Annotated in this window: 14 protein-coding genes; 5 read left to right on the top strand and 9 right to left on the bottom strand. The window is 66.8% G+C overall.

Annotated elements, in window-relative coordinates; genetic code table 11:
- Window positions 1-243: 243 nt before the first annotated feature.
- On the bottom strand, window positions 244-1,137 hold the full coding sequence (locus BMX85_RS07010) for a LysR family transcriptional regulator (RefSeq protein ID WP_090315025.1): 894 nt from the start codon (window positions 1,135-1,137) through the stop codon (window positions 244-246).
- Between the two features lie 83 nt (window positions 1,138-1,220).
- On the opposite strand from BMX85_RS07010, the gene BMX85_RS07005 reads away from it, so the two are divergent.
- Window positions 1,221-2,000: an NAD(P)H-dependent oxidoreductase gene (locus BMX85_RS07005; protein WP_090315022.1), complete on the top strand. Its 780-nt coding sequence runs from the start codon at window positions 1,221-1,223 to the stop codon at window positions 1,998-2,000.
- Between the two features lie 12 nt (window positions 2,001-2,012).
- On the opposite strand, the gene BMX85_RS07000 is transcribed toward BMX85_RS07005, so the two are convergent.
- Entirely contained in the window at window positions 2,013-2,525 is a 513-nt protein-coding gene (locus tag BMX85_RS07000; RefSeq protein ID WP_229210312.1) for a hypothetical protein, read from the bottom strand.
- A gap of 72 nt (window positions 2,526-2,597) precedes the next feature.
- On the opposite strand from BMX85_RS07000, the gene BMX85_RS06995 reads away from it, so the two are divergent.
- A complete protein-coding gene (locus BMX85_RS06995; RefSeq protein ID WP_090315316.1) occupies window positions 2,598-2,819 on the top strand; it encodes a DUF7661 family protein in 222 nt (73 codons plus the stop codon).
- Window positions 2,820-2,850: 31 nt separating this feature from the next.
- On the opposite strand, the gene BMX85_RS06990 is transcribed toward BMX85_RS06995, so the two are convergent.
- The gene (locus BMX85_RS06990; protein WP_090315019.1) at window positions 2,851-3,069 is read right to left on the bottom strand and encodes a BrnA antitoxin family protein; all 219 of its coding nucleotides are present in this window, start codon (window positions 3,067-3,069) and stop codon (window positions 2,851-2,853) included.
- Between the two features lie 235 nt (window positions 3,070-3,304).
- Window positions 3,305-4,732 (bottom strand): cytochrome P450, encoded by a 1,428-nt coding sequence (locus tag BMX85_RS06980; RefSeq protein WP_307172925.1) that lies wholly within the window; start codon window positions 4,730-4,732, stop codon window positions 3,305-3,307.
- Between the two features lie 117 nt (window positions 4,733-4,849).
- On the opposite strand from BMX85_RS06980, the gene BMX85_RS06975 reads away from it, so the two are divergent.
- A complete protein-coding gene (locus tag BMX85_RS06975; RefSeq protein ID WP_090315017.1) occupies window positions 4,850-5,707 on the top strand; it encodes a helix-turn-helix transcriptional regulator in 858 nt (285 codons plus the stop codon).
- Window positions 5,708-5,722: 15 nt separating this feature from the next.
- Here the strand turns inward: BMX85_RS06975 and BMX85_RS06970 are convergent, their stop codons facing one another.
- The 3 genes from BMX85_RS06970 to BMX85_RS06960 are packed head-to-tail and all read right to left on the bottom strand — an operon-like array spanning window position 5,723 to window position 7,703.
- Window positions 5,723-6,691 (bottom strand): GGDEF domain-containing protein, encoded by a 969-nt coding sequence (locus BMX85_RS06970; RefSeq protein WP_090315015.1) that lies wholly within the window; start codon window positions 6,689-6,691, stop codon window positions 5,723-5,725.
- Window positions 6,692-6,702: 11 nt separating this feature from the next.
- Entirely contained in the window at window positions 6,703-7,329 is a 627-nt protein-coding gene (locus BMX85_RS06965; RefSeq protein ID WP_090315014.1) for a chemotaxis protein CheC, read from the bottom strand.
- The gene (locus BMX85_RS06960) at window positions 7,326-7,703 is read right to left on the bottom strand and encodes a response regulator (protein ID WP_090315012.1); all 378 of its coding nucleotides are present in this window, start codon (window positions 7,701-7,703) and stop codon (window positions 7,326-7,328) included. The genes BMX85_RS06965 and BMX85_RS06960 overlap by 4 nt, the downstream gene beginning before the upstream one ends.
- Window positions 7,704-7,951: 248 nt before the next feature.
- On the opposite strand from BMX85_RS06960, the gene rpiA reads away from it, so the two are divergent.
- The gene (gene rpiA, locus BMX85_RS06955; protein ID WP_090315010.1) at window positions 7,952-8,629 is read left to right on the top strand and encodes a ribose-5-phosphate isomerase RpiA; all 678 of its coding nucleotides are present in this window, start codon (window positions 7,952-7,954) and stop codon (window positions 8,627-8,629) included.
- A gap of 72 nt (window positions 8,630-8,701) precedes the next feature.
- Here the strand turns inward: rpiA and BMX85_RS06950 are convergent, their stop codons facing one another.
- Together BMX85_RS06950 and argA are read right to left on the bottom strand one after the other, a co-directional pair.
- Window positions 8,702-8,974, bottom strand: coding sequence for an oxidative damage protection protein (locus tag BMX85_RS06950; protein WP_090315007.1), 273 nt, complete (start codon window positions 8,972-8,974; stop codon window positions 8,702-8,704).
- A gap of 35 nt (window positions 8,975-9,009) precedes the next feature.
- Complete coding sequence (argA, locus tag BMX85_RS06945) at window positions 9,010-10,320, bottom strand: amino-acid N-acetyltransferase (protein ID WP_090315004.1); 1,311 nt, start codon at window positions 10,318-10,320, stop codon at window positions 9,010-9,012.
- 54 nt (window positions 10,321-10,374) lie between these two features.
- Between argA and hrpA the strand changes: the two genes are divergently transcribed.
- On the top strand, window positions 10,375-14,544 hold the full coding sequence (gene hrpA / locus BMX85_RS06940; RefSeq protein ID WP_090315002.1) for an ATP-dependent RNA helicase HrpA: 4,170 nt from the start codon (window positions 10,375-10,377) through the stop codon (window positions 14,542-14,544).
- Window positions 14,545-14,593: the final 49 nt, after the last annotated feature.

Below are 14,593 nucleotides of genomic sequence, written 5' to 3'. Positions count from 1 at the left end.
AAGGCATCGAAGCCGCCCGCTGCAAGCCGGGCGGTTTTTTTTGCCTGCAACGCCGGGGTCAAGTCTGTCATTCGGACACGGACCCGGCATTAAGGAAACGCCGGGGTCAAGAAACGCCGGGGTCAAGTCTGTCATTCGGACACGGACCCGGCTTTAAAGCGTTTCTAACGTCGAGCTCGTGTCCGAATGACAGACTTGACCCCGCTGTGTTGTGTTCGCTGTGTTGCTGGAGCGCTTCAATCTTCACACCGATTTCTGGATATGTTCGCGCAGCCATTGGTGTGCCGGATCGCGGTGCGAGCGTTCGTGCCATAGCATCGCCATCTCGTAGCCGGGAATGTCGACTGGCGGTTCGACCACCTTGAGCGCCGGATTGGCGCGCACCAGACGCTCGGGCAGCATCGCCACCAGATCCGTGCTTTGCAGGACCGATACCATGAACAGGAAATGTGGCACCGACAGCGCCACCCGGCGCAACAGGCCGACTTGCGCCAGCGCCGCGTCGGTGGCGCCGTGGAAGCCGCCGCCGTCGGCAGACACCAGCACGTGCTCCAGCGCGCAAAACTGCTTCAGCGTCGGCTTTCGCTTCAGACGCGGATGGTCGCCGCGCCCCGCCAGCACATAGCGCTCGGCGAACAGCGCGCGTCGCCGCATGCCCGGCGGCGAGCCTGCGACCGTGTGGAAGGCGAGGTCGATCTCGCCTTGCTCCGCCTGCCGCGCGATGCGCGACGGGTTCATCTCCAGCACCGCCAGCCGGGTGCCGGGCGCCAGCGCGCGCAGGCCTGACAGCGCCGGCAGCAGGATCGTCGATTCGCCGTAGTCGGTGGCGGCGACGCGCCACGTTTGATCCGCCTTCGACGGCTCGAACGGCTGCGCCGGCGACACCGCGCGCCCCAGCGCCTCCAGCGCCTGCCGCAAGGGCTCGCGCAGCTCCTCGGCCCGGGCGGTCGGCTTCATGCCGTGCGGTCCTGGCAGCAGCAGCGGGTCGCCGAAGATGTCGCGCAGTTTGGCCAGGTGCACGCTGATCGACGGCTGCGAAAAATTGAGCCGCCGCGCGGCGCGCGTGACGTTGTGCTCGGAGAGCAGAACGTCGAGCGTCACCAGCAGATTCAAGTCGAGTCGCCGTAAATTATCCATCTTAATACCTGCTATGTTGGGAATTCATTTCCAATATACCTGAGGCGGGCCTACGCTGGGTGCTTCCATCAGGAGTCACTGTCATGAACGTCCTTATCGTCTACGCCCATCCCGAACCGCTGTCCCTGAACGGTTCCATCAAAAACTTCACCGTCGAACGTCTCGAGGCGGCAGGCCACAGCGTGCAAGTCTCCGATCTGTATGCGATGCAGTGGAAGTCCGCGCTGGACGCGGACGACAGCCTCGATGGCGCGGCTACCGAACGCTTCGACGCCGCGCTCGATTCCAAGCGCGCCTTCGACGGCGGACGGCAAAGCGCGGACATCGCCCTCGAACAGCAAAAGCTGATGTGGGCCGATACCGTGATCCTGCAGTTTCCGATGTGGTGGTTCTCGATGCCGGCGATCCTGAAGGGCTGGGTCGAAAGAGTCTACGCCCATGGTTTTGCCTACGGCGTGGGCGAGCATTCGGACCGCCGCTGGGGTGACCGCTATGGCGAGGGTAATTTGACGGGCAAGCGCGCGATGCTGATCGTGACCACCGGCGGCTGGGAATCCCACTACAGCGCGCGCGGCATCAACGGCCCGATCGACGACATCCTGTTCCCGATCCAGCATGGCATTTTGTACTATCCGGGCTTCGAGGTGCTGCCGCCGTTCGTGGTGTACCGCACCAGCCGGGTGGACGAAGCGCGTTTCGACACCCTCCGCGAGGAACTGGGCCGGCGTCTCGACACGCTGGCGACGACCGCGCCAATCGCCTTCCGCCCGCAGAACGGAGGCGACTACGACATCCCGCAGCTCACCCTGCGCGACGACGTGGCGCCCGGCCGCACTGGATTCGCCGCGCACCGGAAGGCGTAATGCCGCGTCATGTCAGGCCGCGTCGCCCTCGAGGACAAACAGGCCGGCCTTGCTGGCCAGGTCCAGCACCGGCGCGGCCCGCGCCTTGTCGTGGAAGTACAGGATGTTGGTGTCATCCCAGCCAGCGGCGCAGATGCACCCCAGATCCGGCATGATCAGGAACTGGGACGGCGGGTGGTGTTTGTCGTAGCGCGACTGGATCAGGAAGCCGTCGCGGTCGGTGTAGCGTTTGATGACGGTGTTAGCCTTGGCGGGCCAGCGGCCGCGATAGCGCAGCGTGTACACCTGCGTCAGGTCGTACAGCGCCGCCCAGTGTGCCAGCATTTTCTGGTTCCTGCGCTCGCGCTCCTCGCCTTCGAAACAGGCCATCAGGTGCCATTCCGATTCGTCATCGAGCCAGTGGTCGAACACGGAGATCGCCACGCGCCGCATGCCGCCATCGGCGCCGAGCTGCCAGATGTCCTTCAGGCCGGGGAATTGCTTGTTTATTTGTTCCGCAAGGTTCGCGTCAACGCGAGACAACATCTTCATACTATCCTTTGAATCATACTGGGCGACGCTCGAGTATATACTTCCTTGATCAAAGGGGAGGGCGCGATGAAGGAGTTTCGGTTCAACGTATTCGGGCGGCTGATCGCGATACGCGGCGAAGCCGGGGAACGGCGGGCGTTCGAGCTTGGCGCGGAGGGCAAACGCCGCCCGGCGGACTTCATCGTTCCCGACGACGTCGCCGACGACGAATTATGCGAATACCTGTTCGACCTGTTTCACGAGGACGCGACGCCGCGCAACAGCGGGGTCACTCGAATAGGCGAATAGTCTAGCGAGACCGCCGGTTTTCTTTGGCCGCCTATCCGATTGTCACATCGCTCAGCACTTTTGCCATGCGGCTTTGCCAGCCGGGCCCTGTCGCTTTCCAACGATCTATTACCGTCGCCGGGAGACGCAAGGAGATTTCCACGGTTGCCGCCGACGTATCGACGACACTGACTCGCGCGGGTTCTCCAGCGCGCATTTGTTTGACCGATTCAAGCAAATCGCGTTGAAACTGATCTTTTTCAGAGGACATCTTCTATTCCTTTCCGCAGTTCTGACAAAAAGACTGCTGACAACGTATCCAGCCTGGCTTTGGTATAGACGATCAGCAGCCAAATAATGTCGTTGGAGGCGCAAAAATAAATGACGCGTGCGCCGCCGCGTTTGCCCTGGCCCTTTATCGACCAGCGTACTTTGCGACACCCGCCACTTCCAGGTATCAGATCACCGCCCGTGGGATTTTTTGCGATCCATGAGATGAATTCCGTTTAGATTGTATTGATCCCGCCGAGACGCATGCGTAATCCAATCGGCGACATCGTAAACCCCATCAACTCCTCCGGCTCCTTGCCGTCCACCGTGTCGATCGATGCGATATCGAAGCTGCTCAGCAGCATGGCGCTGGCGAGCTTGATCTCCAGCAGCGCCAGGTAGCGCCCCGGGCAGGTGCGCACGCCGGCGCCGAACGGCATCGACAGGTGCTTGTCGATCGCCCCCTCGCCGCCGCGCAGCCAGCGCTCCGGCTCGAAAGCGTCGGCGCGCGGCACGTGCGTTTCGTCGACGCTGTCGTTGCGCATCACGCACCAGATCAATCCCCCCTTGGGTATGCGCACATCGCCGATCACGGTCTCGCGCAGGGCTTCGAGGGGAATGAACGGCGCCACCGGCTTGAGCCGCATCGCCTCCTGCGCGCAGGCGTCCAGGTAATCGAGGCCGTCCATCTGCGCGATCGTCAGCGCCGCCGGATCGGGCGCCACGCGCGCTACTTCTTCGCGCGCCTTGCGCAGCGCCGCCGGATTTTTCTGCAGCAGATACAGCATCCACGCCAGGGTATGGCTGGTGGTGTCCTCGCCGGCCAACAGCATCGTCATGACGTTGCCGGCGATGGCGCGGTCGTCGATGCCGCCGCCTTCATCGGCCGCGCAGAGCATGGCGTCGAGCAAATGGGCGGGCCGCTGGCGCCGCGCCGGCTCGGCGGCGAGCTTGGCGCGCGCCGAGGCGATCAGCGCGTCGATGGCGTCGTTGAGCGCGGCCACGCTGGCGTCGAGCTGCCGGTCCTGCGGCAGGCGCACGTAGCGCCAGTACGGAATCAAGGCGATGGTGCGGCGCGCCACCGCCGGCAGGATGACGTCCAGGTGGCGCTGGATGACGTCCTCGCCGCCGTCGATGGTGTTGACGTCGGTGCCGAACGCCAGCCCGGCGATGACGTCGACGCTGAAGCGTTTCAGGTCGTCGGTGAGGTCGATCTCGCGCCCGGCGGCGGCGGCGCGCCGCCAGTGTTCGCGCAGCCGCAGCGCCACCGCCGCCAGCGCCGGGAAGTAGGCCTTGACCGCGTGCGGCGACAACGCCGCCATCACCATGCGGCGCTGCTCGCGCCAGGCCGCGCCCTCGGCCACGAACACGCCCGGACGCCCGCCCATTTCCTCGCCGACGTCGCTGGTGATGGCGGGCCGGCGGAAGCCGTCGGGCCGGTCGCGCAGCGCCGCGCCGACCAGCTCGTGGCTGGCCAGCACCACGAGGTCGGTGCGGCCGAAGCGGATCTTGAACAACGGACCGTATTGGCGGCTCCAGGCTTCGACATCCTGGTGGATGCGCAGCGGCCGGATCTGCGGCAGGTTGCCCACCAGCGGCCAGGGGGGCGGGCCGGGCAGGTCGGCGATGTCGCGCAGGGCGAGTGGCAAGGTGGTTTCCATCATCGGGTGTCTCCGTGGTTGTGCATTGGCGATGTCCCACTATGCCGCGTCGCCGACGCGGTGTATTGAACGTTTGCGACAAGCCGGCGCGTTGGCCACGCTTTAGTATAAACTCCGATCATGCCCGCCACCGCTCCCGCCACCGTCGCCGACACCACGCGCATGATCGTGCCGCCGCTGGCGCTGGCGTCGTGCGTGCGCGCCTGCGTCACGCGCAGCACCGTCGAGACGCCATTGGCGCAGGGCGACCGCTTCAACCATTTCCCCGCCACCCCGCTGTGCTCGATCACTTTTTACATGCAAGGCGAGGCGGAGGTCGTGCGGCCGTCGGATTTGCCGAAGGGACCCATGCGCGCCGTGTTTTGCGGCCCGCAGACGCGCCCGCTGCTGACCTATAATCCCGGCCCGGTGCGGCTGTTCATGGTGTTGTTCTATCCGCAGGCCATGCATGCGCTGGGCGCGATCGACCTCGCCGGCTGGGTCGACCGCGTCGCGCCGGTGGAGCAGGCGCTCGGGCCGCGGTGGGCGGCGCTGGCCGCGGCGGTGCTCGAGGCCGCCGACGACGACGCGCGCATGGCGCTGCTCGAGGCGTTCCTGGCGCCGCTGTGGCGGGCCACGCGGCCCGACGGCATGGGCGACATGGCGCGCGACTGGGTGCGGCATCTGGCCTGGCAGGCCGCCGATTCGGCGCTCGGGCGCGGGCTGCGCAGCGTCGAGCGGCGCATCAAGGCGCGCGCCGGGCAGCCGCTGCGCAAGCTGCTGCGGCTGCGGCGCGCGGAGCAGTCGTTCTTCGAGGCGCGCGACGATTACCTGGCGGGCAGGGTGGTGTGGGCCGACGTGGCCGCGCGCGGCGGCTACGCGGACCAGGCGCATTTTTGCCGCGAGGCGCGCGAAATCACCGGGCATACGCCGCTGGAACTGGCGCGGGTGCTGGGATCGGGCGATGAGCGCTACTGGATTTATCGGATCTGGACGTGAGGGCGCCGGCGGCGCCTACGGCGGGCGCGCGGCGCTGCGGTTGCGGCCGGCTTTCTTGGCGTCGTACAGCGCGCGGTCGGCGGCGCCGATCAGCGCTTCGATGTCGACCGGCGCCTGCGGCCGCTGCGACGTCACGCCGATGCTCACCGTGACGTACGGCACCTCGCCGTTGCGCTCGTGCGGAATGGCCAGCTCCAGCGCGCGCGCCCGTATCGTCTCGGCGATCCGGCCGGCCTGCTCGATATCGAGCTCGGGCAGGATGACGGCGAACTCCTCGCCGCCGTAGCGCGCCATCAGGTCGCACGGGCGCCTGAGCATGGCCGCCAGCGCGGCGGCCACCTGGATCAGGCACTGGTCGCCCTTCTGGTGGCCGTAGTGGTCGTTGTAGGCCTTGAACCGGTCGATGTCGATCATCAGCAGCGACAGCGCCGCGCCGGCCCGCTTGGCGCGCCGGTGCTCCTTTTCCATGGCGACGTCGAAGTGGCGCCGGTTGGCGATGCCCGTCAGGCCGTCGGCGAAGGTCTGCGAGCGCAGCACCATGGTCTGCTCGCGCAGCAGCTTTTCGCGCGCGACGGCCACGCTGACGTCGCGGATCTGCACCAGGCAGTGGCGCGGCGCGTCCTCGACCGCGATCGGCGTGATCTCGATCGCCTGCTGCAGCCGCTCGCCGCGCGCGGCCGCCGCCGCGTTGGCGTGCAGCGCGAACGGCGCCTTGTTCAGGCTTTGCGACAGCAGCGACGGGAAGTTGTCGCGCAGCGCCTGGCCGATCGCCGCGTCGACCCGGCCGCCGCGCAACTCCGGATAGACGGCCAGCAGCTCGGCGCCGACCACATCCACCTGCGCCAGCCCCGAATGGCGGCTCATCCAGGCGTTCCACAACACCACGCGGCCGTCGGCGTCGACCACCACCATGCCCAGGTTGACGGCGCCGAGCACGCTGCGCAGCACCTTGAGGCGGTGCGCCTCCGGCAGCTTGCTGTCCATCGCCCGCACGGCTACGCCTGTCCCATCGCGCGCGCGATGTACTGGTTGATCAACGCCTTGAGGTCGTGCATGGCCGACAGGTCGAGCACGAAGGCGACATAGCCCTGGATCTGGTGCTTCTCGAGCACGAAGTCGATGTGCAGCATCAGCACCACGGCGTCGGGCGCGCTGCCCGAGGCGGTCAGGATCTCGTCGCTGGTGCCCACGTGGTAGGCCGGCAGCGAGCCGCGCAGCTCGTGCTGGAAGATGTTGGCCAAGGTGCCGACGCAGGAGTTCAGGATGATGTTGCCGATCTCGCACATGGCCTCCTGCTCCATGTCGGTCAGCTCGGCCAGCGGCACGCTCTCGCCGACCATCAGGCGCACGATCTCGAGGCTTTTATCCTCCGGGAACATCAGGATCGCCTCGGTCGAGAAGGCGCCCTCGTAGTGCTGGCTCACGCCGCAGATGCGCTCGGGCTCGAACACGCGGTTGCGCAGCAGGCGCGCGGCGTCGGCGCGGTGGATGAAGGTGATCGACGGCACCGACATGCGCACCGCCTCGTTGACGATGGCGCTCATCGAGGCGGCCGCCTGGCCGACGCCGATGTTGAAGATCTCGATCAGGGCGTCGTTCTCCAGCTCGGACAGCACGATCATGGACCGGCCTCCTCGAGCGGCGACAGCAGGCGGGCGATGCGCGCCTCGGTGATCGGCTTTTCGACGAAGCCCACGCCGATCGCCTCGGCCGCCTCGCGCGTGGCCGTCTGCACGTTGGCCGTCAGCAGCGAGATCGGCAAGTCCGGGTTCTCGCGCCGCAGCTGCTCGGCGGCGGCGATGCCGCCCATGCCGGGCATGTTGACGTCCATCAGCACCAGGTCCGGGTGCACGTCGCGCGACTTGAGCAGCGATTCCTCGCCGGTGCCGGCCTCCTCGACGATCCAGTCGGGGTGCAGGCCGGTGATGTACTGGCGCGCCATGAGCCGCGAGACGCGGCTGTCGTCGACGATCAAGACTGTTTTAGCTTGCGGCATGGGACTCCCCGGACGAGCGTTGGATGGGATCTGCTGGGTCATTCTCGCACAATCGGCGGCGCCGCCGGGCCGGCGTCGTACCGTCCGCGCCGTCCTGGTGCAAGTCTGCGACAGCGGGCCCGGGTCGGTGTTGTCCATGCGCAATTTTTAGCGGAAATCGGGGCCGGGCGGGGGCGATCCGTTAAAATGGCGGCTTCGCGGCCACAGGTTGGCCACACCGCTTTCCCTTTTCATATAGAAATAGCATCATGACTCAAGACGAATTGAAGCAAGCCGTGGCGCGCGCCGCCATCGATTACGTGGTCAAGCACGAGATCATCGGCGTGGGCACGGGCTCGACCGCCAATTTTTTCATTGACGAGCTCGCCAAGATCAAGGCCGACATCAAGGGCGCCGTGGCGTCGTCGGAAGCGACCGCCGCCCGCCTGCGCGGCCACGGCATCGCGGTGTTCGACTTGAACGACGTGCCGGAGATCGCCGTCTACATCGACGGCGCCGACGAGATCACCCACAGCGGCGCCATGGTCAAGGGCGGCGGCGCGGCGCTCACGCGCGAAAAAATCGTCGCCTCGGTGGCGAAAAGTTTCGTCTGCATCGCCGACGGCTCCAAGCTGGTCGACGTGATGGGCAAGTTCCCGTTGCCGGTCGAGGTGCTGCCGATGGCGCGCGCGGCGGTCACGCGCGAGCTGGCCAAGCTGGGCGGCGAGCCGAAGCTGCGCCTGAAGCCGGGCACCGACGAGGCGTTCATCACCGACAACGGCGGCATGCTGATCGACGTGGCCGGGCTGGCCATCGCCGATCCGGTGGCGCTGGAGGCGAAGATCAACCAGATCGTCGGCGTGATCGCGGTGGGATTGTTCGCCGCGCGCGGCGCCAATGTGTGCCTGCTGGGCACGGCCGACGGCGTGAAGACGCTGACATTCTAAACGCCGCGGTGCAAACACAAACCCCCGGCCGGGCCGGGGGTTGTGGGACGCGTGCCGCCAGCGGCGTGCGATTTACTCGGTCGGCGGCACGTAGCCCATGGCGGCGTCGGCGCCGTCGCCGAAGAAGTGCTTTTCCATCTGCTGCGCCAGGTATTTGCGCGCGCGCTGGTCGGCCAGGTTCAGGCGGTTCTCGTTGACCAGCATGGTCTGGTGCTTGAGCCAGGCGGCCCAGGCTTCCTTCGAGACCGATTCGTAGATCTTCTTACCCAGTTCGCCCGGATACGGCGGGAAATCGAGTCCTTCGGCTTCCTTGTTGAGTTTGACGCATTGCACGGTGCGGGCCATCTGTGTTGCTCCTAAAACGGTTCGATAAACCGTGATTATAAAGACTTAATCAGCACCTGGGATTTGCGCTGCCAGTTAAACATGCGTTGACGGTCCTTCGGCAGCGCGTCGACGGTGGCCGGCACGAAGCCGCGCTTCTGGAACCAGTGCGACGTGCGCGTGGTGAGCACGAACAGCTTGGTCACGCCGATGGCGCGCGCGCGGTTCTCCATGTGCTTCAAAATGCGCTCGCCGTCGCCCTGGGCCTGGACCTCGGGGTTGACGGTCAAACATGCCATTTCGGCCATTTTCTGTTCCGGGAACGGGTACAGCGCGGCGCAGCCGAAGATCACGCCATCGTGCTCGATGACGGAGAAATAATCGATCTCGCGTTCGATCAGCTCGCGCCCGCGCTTGACCAGCGTGCCGTCGGCCTCGAGCGGCTCGATCAGCTTGATGATGCCGCCGACGTCCTCGATGGTGGCCTTGCGCAGCGATTCGAGGTTCTCGTGCGAGATCATGGTGCCGACGCCGTCGTGGGTGAACAGCTCGAGCAGCGCCGAGCCGTCCATCGCGAACGGCACGATGTGCGAGCGTTCGACGCCGTTGTCGCACGCCTTGATGCAGTGTTGCAGGTAGAACGCGGTCGAATCGGGCAGGAAGCCGGCCTGCAGCACCGCCTCGGCCTGGTGCGACGACAGTTCGCGGATCTCGGTGCCGGCCGCGTCGACCATCATGTCGGTCTCGGTGATGAACACCAGTTTGTCGGCGTGCAGCGCGATCGCGGCGCTGCAGGCGACGTCCTCCATCGTCAGGTTGAACGCCTCGCCGGTGGGCGAGAAGCCCAGCGGCGACAGCAGCACCAGGCCGTCGGAGCCGAGGATCGAGTGGATCGTCTCGGCGTCGACCTTGCGGGTGACGCCGGTCAGTTCCAGGTCGACGCCGTCGATGACGCCGAGCGGGCGCGCCGTGATGAAGTTGCCGGAAATGATACGGATGGCCGCGTTCGACATCGGCGTGTTCGGCAAGCCCTGGCTGAAGGCGGCCTCGATGTCGAGGCGCAGCTCGCCGGCGGCCTCCTTGGCGCACTCCATGGCGGCGATGTCGGTGATGCGCACGCCGTTGTGGAAGCGGCCCTCGACGTTGCGCAGCGCCAGCTGCTCGGCCACCTGCGGGCGCGAGCCGTAGACCACGGTGACGTTGATGTCGAGCGCGTGCAGCAGCGACAAATCGTGGGCCAGCACCTGCAGCGCGCCGGCGCTGACCAGTTCACCGGGGAAGGCGACCACGAAGGTCTTGCCGCGGAAGGCGTGGATGTAGGGCGCGACGGAACGCAGCCATTGGACGAATTGGGTAGGGTTTTCCATTAGCCGCATTATAATTCGGTGCGCGAGTTCCGCGCTCCAATCTTGTAAAAAACAATGTCAGACGCCAGCAATAAACCGAAAACCGCCGCAAACCGCCCATCCAGCACCCCTGGCCAGCCCCGCAGCCCGCGCAACGCCCCGACCGGCGCCCCGACCGGCGCCCCCTCCCGCGCGCGCCCGGACGGCGAGGGCGGCTCGCGCGCCCAGCCCCGGCGCGAACCGCGGCCACGCCTGACACCCGAGGAGCAGGCCGCCCGCGCCGCCGAACGCGCGTTCCGCAACCCGCTGCCGCCGATCACCTTCCCCGAGGACCTGCCGGTCTCCGGCCGCCGCCACGAAATCGCCGAGGCGCTGCAAAAGCACCAGGTGATCATCGTCTCCGGCGAAACCGGCTCCGGCAAGACCACCCAGCTGCCGAAAATCTGCCTGGAGCTGGGCCGCGGCCGGAAGGCGCTGATCGGCCACACGCAGCCGCGCCGCATCGCCGCCTCGTCCACCGCCAAGCGCATCGCCCAGGAACTGGGCACGCCGCTGGGCGAGACCGTCGGTTTCAAGGTCCGCTTCGCCGACACCCTGATGAAGGGCGCCTCGGTCAAGTTGATGACCGACGGTATCCTGCTGGCCGAGACGCAGACCGACCCGCTGCTGAAGAACTACGACACCATCATCATCGACGAGGCGCACGAGCGCAGCCTGAACATCGACTTCCTGCTTGGCTACCTGAAGCAGCTGCTGCCGCGCCGCCCCGACCTGAAGGTGATCATCACCTCGGCGACCATCGACGCCGAGCGCTTCTCGCGCCACTTCGGTACGCCGGACATGCCGGCGCCGGTGATCGAGGTTTCCGGCCGCCTGTACAAGGTCGAGGTGCGCTACCGCCCGATCGAGGCGGACGTGCCGCGCGCCGGCAACGCGGCGGCCATCGCCAACGCCGAGGGCAAGGGCCAGCGCACCGCCGCCGCCCGCGAAAAGCGCGACCTGATGGACGCGGTGGTCGACGGCGTCGATGAACTGTGCCGCCTCGGCTCCGGCGACGTGCTGGTGTTCCTGCCCGGCGAGCGCGAAATCCGCGACGCCGCCGAGGCGCTGCGCAAGCACCATCCGCCGCACGTCGAGATCCTGCCGCTGTTCGCCCGCCTGTCGGCCGAGGAGCAGGAGCGCGTCTTCAAGCTGACCAACGCGCGCCGCATCGTGCTGGCCACCAACGTCGCCGAAACCTCGCTGACGGTGCCGGGCATCCGTTACGTGGTCGACGCCGGCCTGGCGCGCGTGAAGCGCTACAGCTACCGCAACAAGGTCGAACAGCTGCAGATCGAGCCGATCGCGCAATCGGCCGCCAACCAGCGCGCCGGCCGTTGCGGCCGCGTCGCCGACGGCGTCTGCATCCGCCTGTACGAGGAGCAGGACTTCCTGCAGCGGCCCAAGTTCACCGAGCCGGAGATCCTGCGCTCGTCGCTGGCGGCCGTCATCCTGCGCATGAAGTCGCTGCACCTGACCGATGTCGAGACGTTCCCGTTCATCGAGCCGCCGCTGGCGCGCGCCATCGCCGACGGCTACCAGCTGCTGCAGGAGCTGGGCGCGGTCGACGAATACAACCAGCTCACGCCCCTTGGCAACAAGCTCGCCAAGCTGCCGCTGGACCCGCGCGTGGGCCGCATGATCCTCGCCGCGCTCGACAACGCCAGCCTGAACGAAGTGCTGATCATCGCCTCGGCGCTGTCGGTGCAGGACCCGCGCGACCGCCCGATGGAGCACCAGCAGGCGGCCGACGAGGCGCACAAGAAGTTCGCCGACGAGAAGTCGGAGTTCATCAGCTATCTGAAGATCTGGCAGTGGTTCGAGAACGCCATCGAGCACAAAAAGACCAACCGCCAGCTGATGGACAACTGCCGGACCAACTTCCTGTCGCAACTGCGGCTGCGCGAGTGGCGCGACGTGCACTCGCAGCTGCTCACCATCGTCAAGGAGCAGGGCTGGCGCATCAACGAGGCGCCGGCCACCTACGAGAACCTGCACCTGGCGCTGCTGACCGGCCTGCTGGGCAACATCGGTTTCAAGAGCGAGGACGAACCGGGCGCCGGCTACCTGGGCGCGCGCGGCATCAAGTTCAATATCTGGCCCGGTTCGTCGCTGCTGAAAAAACCGGGCAAGTGGATCATGGCGGCCGAACTGGTCGACACCACGCGCCTGTACGCGCGCTGCGTGGCCCGCATCGAGCCGGAATGGCTGGAGAAGGTCGGCGGCCACCTGCTGAAAAAATCGTGGGGCGAGCCGCGCTGGGAAAAACGCGGGGCGCAGGTCAGCGCGTCCGAGCGCGCCACCTTGTACGGGCTGGTGGTGTACAGCCAGCGCCGCATCAACTACGCGCTGCACAACCCGGCCGAGGCGCGCGAGATCTTCATCCGCGACGCGCTGGTCGGCGGCGACTACGACACGCGCGCGCCGTTCTTCGCCCACAACCACAAGTTGATCAAGGAGATCGAGAACCTCGAGCACAAGTCGCGCCGCCTCGACGTGCTGGTCGACGACGAGTTGATCGCCGCCTTCTACGACAAGCTGATACCGGCCGACGTGGTCAACGGCGCCGGCTTCGAGAAGTGGCACAAGGACGCCACGGCGGCCGAGCCGAAGCTGCTGTACCTGAACCGCGACGAATTGATGCGCCACGAGGCGGCCGGCGTGACGACCGACCTGTTCCCGAAGATGATGTCGGTGACGGGGCTGGAAATGGCGCTGACCTACCACTTCGAACCGGGCAGCGTGCGCGATGGCGTGACGATGGCCGTGCCGCTGTTCGCGTTGAACCAATTGCCGCGCGAGCGCTGCGAATGGCTGGTGCCGGGCATGCTGAAGGAGAAGGTGCACCTGCTGCTCAAGTCCCTGCCGCAAAAGCTGCGCCGCCACTGCGTGCCGCTGCCGGACTACGCGGCCAGGTTCTGCGAACGGGTGCACGAGGCGGGCATCTTCGGCCGCGGCGACTTGATCGACGCGATCATCGCCGACATCCGGTCGCAGATCACGATCTCGGTGCTGACCACCGACTTCAAGCCGGAGACCCTGCCGGCCCACCACTTCATGAACTTCAAGGTGATCGACGAGCACGGACGCCAGCTGGAGATGGGCCGCAACCTGGCCACCCTGCAGGCCGAATTCGGCGCGCAGGCGCGCGAGAGCTTCCAGAAGATGGCCGAAACCTCGGGCACGCAAGGGGTGACGCTGCGGGCGCTGGGCAGCGGCGGCGCGGCCGCGTCCCCGGCCCCGCCGTCGCGCGCGGCCGGCGGCAACGCCGGCGCGGCGCCGGCGCCGGCGCCGGGCAGGGGCGGTGACAAGGCGGTCGGCGCCAGGGAAGCGTCCAGCGCCGCCAGCGGCATCACGTTGACGGGCCTGACCAGCTGGACCTTCGGCGAGCTGCCGGAGCTGCTGGAGATCGTCCAGGGCAAGCTGACGCTGATCGGCTTCCCGGCGCTGGTCGACAAGGGCACGCACTGCGACCTGGAGGTGTTCGACGACCCGACGGTGGCGGCGCGCACGCACCGGATCGGCCTGCGCCGGCTGTTCGCGCTGCAGATGAAGGACCAGATCAAGTTCATCGAAAAGGGCATCCCCGGCCTGCAGCAAATGGGCATGCAGTTCATGAGCATGGGCACGCAGGAGGAGCTGCGCGAACAGATCATCAACAAGGCGCTCGATATCGCCTGCCTGCAAGATCCGTTGCCGCTCGATGCCGCCAGTTTCGCCAAGCGCAAGGACGAGGGCAAGTCGCGCCTGGTGCTGCTGGTGAACGAGATCGCGCGCCTGCTGTCGCAGGTGCTCACCGAGTTCCACGGCCTGCCCAAGCGCTTGCAGGGGTTGCCGGCGGCGGCGGCGGCCGACATGCAGGCGCAGTTGCAGGCGCTGGTCAACAAACGCTTCCTGTCGGACAACGACTACAGCCAGCTGGCGCACTTCCCGCGCTATCTGAAGGCGATCAACGTGCGCATCGAAAAGCTGCGCGGCGACCCGGCGCGCGACGCCAAGCTGATGGCCGAATGGCAGTCGGCGGCGGCGTTGTACCAGCGCGCCAACAAGGACAAATCGGCCGGCAAGAACACCGATCCGAAGATGGTCGAGTTCCGCTGGATGCTCGAGGAGCTGCGCGTGTCGCTGTTCGCCCAGGAGCTGCGCACGCCGATGCCGGTGTCGGCCAAGCGCTTGCAGAAAGTGTGGGAGTCGATGTTGCGTTGATGCCGCATCGATCGTCCGGTATGCGCGGTGGCGAACGCAGGCGGATGGG

The organism is Duganella sp. CF517, from assembly GCF_900110275.1.
Classification (GTDB): domain Bacteria; phylum Pseudomonadota; class Gammaproteobacteria; order Burkholderiales; family Burkholderiaceae_D; genus Rugamonas.
Note: the sequence above shows the minus strand (reverse complement) of the source record. Positions and strands in the feature narration are given on the sequence as shown.

What these genes read in the sequence shown, in the direction of transcription:
- BMX85_RS07010 (WP_090315025.1), bottom strand. Translation starts at nt 1,137, where the DNA reads ATGGATAATTTACGGCGACTCGACTTGAATCTGCTGGTGACGCTCGAC.
- BMX85_RS07005 (WP_090315022.1), top strand. Translation starts at nt 1,221, where the DNA reads ATGAACGTCCTTATCGTCTACGCCCATCCCGAACCGCTGTCCCTGAAC.
- BMX85_RS07000 (WP_229210312.1), bottom strand. Translation starts at nt 2,525, where the DNA reads ATGTTGTCTCGCGTTGACGCGAACCTTGCGGAACAAATAAACAAGCAA.
- BMX85_RS06995 (WP_090315316.1), top strand. Translation starts at nt 2,598, where the DNA reads ATGAAGGAGTTTCGGTTCAACGTATTCGGGCGGCTGATCGCGATACGC.
- BMX85_RS06990 (WP_090315019.1), bottom strand. Translation starts at nt 3,069, where the DNA reads ATGTCCTCTGAAAAAGATCAGTTTCAACGCGATTTGCTTGAATCGGTC.
- BMX85_RS06980 (WP_307172925.1), bottom strand. Translation starts at nt 4,732, where the DNA reads ATGATGGAAACCACCTTGCCACTCGCCCTGCGCGACATCGCCGACCTG.
- BMX85_RS06975 (WP_090315017.1), top strand. Translation starts at nt 4,850, where the DNA reads ATGCCCGCCACCGCTCCCGCCACCGTCGCCGACACCACGCGCATGATC.
- BMX85_RS06970 (WP_090315015.1), bottom strand. Translation starts at nt 6,691, where the DNA reads ATGGACAGCAAGCTGCCGGAGGCGCACCGCCTCAAGGTGCTGCGCAGC.
- BMX85_RS06965 (WP_090315014.1), bottom strand. Translation starts at nt 7,329, where the DNA reads ATGATCGTGCTGTCCGAGCTGGAGAACGACGCCCTGATCGAGATCTTC.
- BMX85_RS06960 (WP_090315012.1), bottom strand. Translation starts at nt 7,703, where the DNA reads ATGCCGCAAGCTAAAACAGTCTTGATCGTCGACGACAGCCGCGTCTCG.
- rpiA (WP_090315010.1), top strand. Translation starts at nt 7,952, where the DNA reads ATGACTCAAGACGAATTGAAGCAAGCCGTGGCGCGCGCCGCCATCGAT.
- BMX85_RS06950 (WP_090315007.1), bottom strand. Translation starts at nt 8,974, where the DNA reads ATGGCCCGCACCGTGCAATGCGTCAAACTCAACAAGGAAGCCGAAGGA.
- argA (WP_090315004.1), bottom strand. Translation starts at nt 10,320, where the DNA reads ATGGAAAACCCTACCCAATTCGTCCAATGGCTGCGTTCCGTCGCGCCC.
- hrpA (WP_090315002.1), top strand. Translation starts at nt 10,375, where the DNA reads ATGTCAGACGCCAGCAATAAACCGAAAACCGCCGCAAACCGCCCATCC.